The 4,608-nt window shown below is 72.1% G+C and carries 4 protein-coding genes; 3 read left to right on the top strand and 1 reads right to left on the bottom strand.

Annotated features, from left to right (window positions below; all coding sequences use genetic code 11):
* Window positions 1-83: 83 nt before the first annotated feature.
* The 3 genes from MFF42_RS07940 to MFF42_RS07930 all read left to right on the top strand — a co-directional run bounded on the left by MFF42_RS07940 (window position 84) and on the right by MFF42_RS07930 (window position 3,404).
* Window positions 84-1,532: a UdgX family uracil-DNA binding protein gene (locus tag MFF42_RS07940; protein ID WP_238255255.1), complete on the top strand. Its 1,449-nt coding sequence runs from the start codon at window positions 84-86 to the stop codon at window positions 1,530-1,532.
* A gap of 85 nt (window positions 1,533-1,617) precedes the next feature.
* The gene (locus MFF42_RS07935) at window positions 1,618-2,790 is read left to right on the top strand and encodes a zinc-dependent alcohol dehydrogenase (protein WP_238255254.1); all 1,173 of its coding nucleotides are present in this window, start codon (window positions 1,618-1,620) and stop codon (window positions 2,788-2,790) included.
* 35 nt (window positions 2,791-2,825) lie between these two features.
* A complete protein-coding gene (locus tag MFF42_RS07930) occupies window positions 2,826-3,404 on the top strand; it encodes a cyclase dehydrase (protein ID WP_238255253.1) in 579 nt (192 codons plus the stop codon).
* A 235-nt stretch (window positions 3,405-3,639) separates the two neighbouring features.
* Here the strand turns inward: MFF42_RS07930 and MFF42_RS26360 are convergent.
* Window positions 3,640-4,608, bottom strand: a 969-nt coding sequence (locus MFF42_RS26360) for a DUF2336 domain-containing protein (protein WP_283206864.1), incomplete at its 5' end; no start/stop codon positions are given.

The raw sequence follows: 4,608 nt of genomic DNA, 5'->3' as shown, positions 1-4,608 counted from the left end.
CGGGGGAGGGTGCCCGCGAAGCGGGCGGGAGAGGGGCCGGCTCAGGTCTTTCCGGAAGCGGCGCTCCCCTCACCCGACCCCTGCTGACGCAGGGGCCACCCTCCCCCGCGGAGGGGGGAGGGCGATGTGCGGGTATCCACGTCGTCACCCTCGCCCCCGGCGCGGATCTGTCGGGCTTCCGAGCCGCCGCCCGCCGCCTGATCGCTTCGAGCATCCCCCCGGAAACCGTCGTCTGGCAGACGGAAGCGCCGAGCCTGTTCGGCGCCGACCTCGTCCCCGCGGACGGCCCGCCGCTCGCGCTCCCCCGCGCGGTGGCCGACCTGATCCCGATGGTCGTGCCCCACCGCGATCCCGAGCGCTACGGCCTGCTCTACACGCTGCTCTGGCGCGTGGTTCACGGCGAGCGGGCGCTGATGGAGGTCGCGAGCGATCCGCTCGTCCACCGCCTCCACCGGATGCGCAAGGCCATCGGCCGCGACCTGCACAAGATGCACGCCTTCCTGCGCTTCCGCCGCGTGCCGGGGGAGGGGGCGGAGCGCTTCGCGGCGTGGTTCGAGCCCGACCATCACATCCTGGAGGCGGCCGCCCCGTTCTTCGTCGACCGCTTCCGCGCGCTGACCTGGTCGATCCTGACGCCGGAGGGCTCGGCGCACTGGGACGGCGCGCTCCGCTTCGGCCCGCCCGGACGCCGCGAGGACGTGCCCGACGGCGATGGCTTCGAGGCCGGCTGGCGCGACTACTACGAGAGCACGTTCAACCCGGCCCGGTTGAACCTCGACGCCATGCGCGCCGAGATGCCCCGCAAGTACTGGCGGAACATGCCGGAGACGGCGGCGATTCCCGCTCTCGTGCGGGCGGCGAGCGCCCGCGCGCAGGCGATGATCGAGAAGGAGCCGACCATGCCGGCAAAGCGCGACCCCGTCCGCGCCGTCGCGCGGATGAGCCGGGACGAGCCGGACTCGCTGGAGGCCCTCAACGCGGTCATCGCCCGCTCGGAGCCGCTCGTTCCCGGCGCGACGCAGGCCGTTCTCGGCGAGGGACCGATCGGGGCCAGGATCGCCTTCGTCGGCGAGCAGCCGGGCGATCAGGAGGACCGCCAGGGCCGGCCCTTCGTCGGCCCGGCGGGCCAGCTTCTCTCGCGGGCGCTGGAGGAGGCGGGGATCGACCGGGGCGAGGCGTACCTCACGAATGCGGTCAAGCACTTCAAGTTCACGCTCCGCGGGAAGCGCCGCATCCACGAGAAGCCGACGGCCGGCGAGGTGAGCCACTATCGCTGGTGGCTCGACAAGGAACTCGACTTCGTCGCCCCGAGGCTCGTCGTGGCGCTCGGCGCCACCGCGGTGCTCGCGCTCACGGGCAAGCAGATCCCGATCACCCGCGCCCGCGGCCCCGCCGAATTCGGCCGGCCGTTCGAGGGCTTCATCACGGTCCACCCCTCCTACCTGCTGCGCCTGCCCGACGAGGCGGCGAAGGAGGTCGCCTACCAAGCCTTCGTCGACGATCTTCGGCGGGCGAATGCCATGGCGGCGTGAAACAATTCTCCGACTCCCGAGGATATCCCGGCAGCGCATTCACGCATTCGCGCCTGGCCGAAGAAGAATCCTTGGGAGAGATCCGATGAGGGCCCTCGTCTGGCACGGCACCCAGGACATCCGCTGCGACACCGTTCCCGATCCTGAGATCGAGGACGATCGCGACGCGATCATCAAGGTGACGTCCTGCGCCATCTGCGGCTCGGACCTCCACCTCTACGATCACTTCATCCCGGCGATGAAGAAGGGCGACATCCTCGGCCACGAATTCATGGGCGAGGTCGTCGAGACCGGCCGGGGCCTGAACGGGACGCTCAAGAAGGGCGAGCGGGTCGTGATCCCGTTCACGATCATCTGCGGCGAGTGCGACCAGTGCAAGCGCGGCTTCTTCTCGGTCTGCGAGCGCTCGAACCGCAACCGCAGCCTCGCCGCCAAGGTGTTCGGCCACGGCACCGCCGGCCTGTTCGGCTACTCGCACCTCACCGGCGGCTATGCCGGCGGGCAGGCCGAATACGTGCGCGTGCCGTTCGCCGACCGGACGCATATCAAGGTGCCGGATTCGCTCACCGACGAGCAGGTGCTGTTCCTCGGCGACATCTTTCCGACCGGCTGGCAGGCGGCGGTGCAGGCCGACATCCAGCCCCACGACACCGTCGCGGTCTGGGGCGCGGGGCCGGTCGGGCAGATGGCCGTGCGCTCGGCGGTGCTGCTCGGCGCGAAACAGGTGGTCTGCATCGACAGCGTGCCCGAGCGCCTCGACATGGCGCGCGCGGGCGGCGCGATCACCATCGACAACAGCCGCGAGAGCGTGGTCGAGCGCCTGAACGAGCTCACTAACGGCAAGGGCCCGGAGAAGTGCATCGACGCGGTCGGCATGGAGGCGCACTCGCCGCGGGCCGTCGAGCAGGTCTTCGACCGGGTGAAGCAGGCGATGATGCTGGAGAGCGACCGCGCCTCGGTGCTGCGGGAGATGATCTACGTCTGCCGCCCCGCCGGCATCCTCTCGATCCCCGGCGTCTATGGCGGGCTCGTCGACAAGATGCCGATGGGCGCGGTGATGAACAAGGGCCTGACGATCCGCGCCGCCCAGACTCACGTGAACCGCTGGACCGACGACCTCCTGCGGCGGATCGAGGAGGGCCAGATCGACCCCTCCTTCGTCATCACCCACCGGGCCGGGTTGGAACAGGGTCCGGAGATGTACCGGACGTTCCGGGACAAGCAGGACAACTGCATCAAGGTCGTGCTGCGGCCCTGAGCGTCCGCGGCCCAATCGCGCAAGGCGGAGGTGTCATGGCCCGCGACAGCGACGGATCGGATGGTGGCGCGCTCCGCCGGATCGCGCCGGACTCTCGGCGGCGGCCCGATCCGGCGACGGAAGGGCTCGCCCAGGGCCTCGGCTGGTTCTCCCTCGGTCTCGGCGCCGCCGAGATCGTCGCCGGGGCGTCGATCGCCCGCTGGCTCGGCAAGCCGGAACTGGCGCCCGTCATCCGCGCCTACGGCGTGCGGGAGATCGTCACCGGCGTCGGCATCCTCGGCACGACGGACCCGACACCCTGGATCTGGGGGCGGGTCGGGGGCGACGCCGTCGACATCGCCACGGTGCTGCCGGCCCTGGAGGAGTCCAACCCGCGCCGGGGCAACGCGATCGTCGCGCTGATGGCGCTCGCCGGCGCCACCGCCCTCGACGCGGTCTGCGCCCGCAACCTGTCGCAGGCGCCACTCCGGCCCTCGCGCCGGATCCGCCGCGACTACCGGCGTCGCAGCGGCTTCCCGGAGCCGCCGGAGGCGATGCGCGGCCGGGCGAGCGACTTCGAGCCGCCGATGGACATCGTCGGACCGCAGGCGATGCGCGCCTGGACGTCGGCCTAACAGCCAGCCCTGATTGGCTTTTCCAAGCCTTCACCTCATCCTGAGGTGCCGCGAAGCGGCCTCGAAGGAGGGCTCCAGACGTCGCTGCGGCCTCTGGAAGCCTCCTTCGAGGCTCCTTGCCGAGACAAGGAGCACCTCAGGATGAGGGGGGTTGGTCGGACAAGCGGAGCTAGCCGGACGATCTGCTGATTCCGGTGATCGAACAGGCTCGGAGAAGCGAATTGCGCCAATGCCCTCAAGCCGCCAGGCGCTGGCGGTCCCGGTCGGCGCGGTAGCTGAGGATCAGATCCTCCGGGATCATCCCGGCGGCCACCGCCACGGCGATCGCGCGGGGCCGAGCGGGGCGCTTCGGCTCGACCACGATCTCTTGGACGCTCGCCGCCGCGGTCTCCGGCGCGGGCGCCGGGAGCTGCGCCGCCGTGGCCGCCCGGTCGGCCAGGAAGCGCGCCATGATCTCGTCGGCGAGGCCGGCGAGCACGGTTTCGGCCGTGTCCGGCACGATCGCCGCGGAGGCCTCAATCACGGCCGCGCCGATGCGCTCCTCCGGGCGGGGTGCCAGCGGCCACGCGGCGGCGGCGTCGGGAAGGACCGGTTCCGAGGACAGGATGAGGATCTCCGACGGCGCCTCCGCGACGAGGCGGCCCGCGGCCTCCGATGCCGTCAGCAGGGCGGGCGCCTCGGCCGCTTCCCACGCCTGGGCCTCGGCCTGCTCGTGCGCCAGGATGCGCGCCTCGTCCCGGGCCGCCTCGGCCTCGAAGCGGGCGAGCAGCGCCATCAGACCGCGGGCTTCCGCGAAGGGCATGCTCTCGCAGGCGGTCAGCGCCGCCTCGATCATCGAACGGGCGAGGCGCGGTCCGTCCATGCCGTTGCGGCCGCCATTGGCGTCGCGCCAGACGGACAGCGCCGCCTGGATCGCCGGCAGCAGCAGGGCGGGCAGGCCGGCGCGGCGGTGGAGGGCGGCGAAGCCGGCGCCGTGCGGCTCCAGGACCAGCCCGGCGACGCGGGCGCGGCTGAGGCCGCTCAGCTCGGCGAGGGCGATCTCCGCGAACGGGAGGCGCAGGGAGAGGATCGCCCGCAAAATCAGCCCGGCGGTGAGTTGTTCCTGCCCCCGCAGATGCGCGACGAGCCGGACGAGCTGCGCTTCCTCGGCCTCGTCGCTGAGGGCGAGGGCGGCGGCGTCGCGGGCCTCGCGGGCGGCGCGGGC

It is taken from the genome of Methylorubrum podarium (assembly GCF_022179745.1).
GTDB lineage: Bacteria > Pseudomonadota > Alphaproteobacteria > Rhizobiales > Beijerinckiaceae > Methylobacterium > Methylobacterium podarium.
The sequence above is the reverse complement of the archived record's forward strand: the minus strand, read 5'-3'. Positions and strand labels throughout refer to the sequence as shown.

Excerpts from the sequence above, each read along its gene's own strand:
- MFF42_RS07935 (WP_238255254.1), top strand. The coding sequence starts at position 1,618 with ATGAGGGCCCTCGTCTGGCACGGCACCCAGGACATCCGCTGCGACACC.
- MFF42_RS07930 (WP_238255253.1), top strand. The coding sequence starts at position 2,826 with ATGGCCCGCGACAGCGACGGATCGGATGGTGGCGCGCTCCGCCGGATC.